Source organism: Paraburkholderia sp. BR10954, from assembly GCF_040965775.1.
GTDB lineage: Bacteria > Pseudomonadota > Gammaproteobacteria > Burkholderiales > Burkholderiaceae > Paraburkholderia > Paraburkholderia youngii.
The window spans coordinates 1-255 of sequence record NZ_JBFRCK010000327.1; the positions used below are offsets into that span (position 1 = coordinate 1).

General features: G+C 65.9%; 1 pseudogene. It reads left to right on the plus strand.

Features of this window, described 5'->3' with window-relative positions:
- Positions 1 to 255: pseudogene (locus AB4Y34_RS42445) on the plus strand (4-hydroxy-2-oxovalerate aldolase); the annotation flags it as partial.

Below are 255 nucleotides of genomic sequence, written 5' to 3' on the forward strand. Positions count from 1 at the left end.
CGATCCAGAACGTGCAGGACATCGCGCGCGCATTGGACCGCGCGAAAGTGGACAGCATCGAAGTCGCGCACGGCGACGGCCTGCAAGGTTCGAGCTTCAACTACGGCTTCGGCGCGCATAGCGACCTGGAATGGATCTAAGCGGTGGCGGATGTCGTCGAGCACGCGCAGATCGCGACGCTGCTGCTGCCGGGCATCGGCACGATTCACGACCTGAAGGCTGCGTACAACGCGGGCGCGCGCGTGGTGCGCGTGG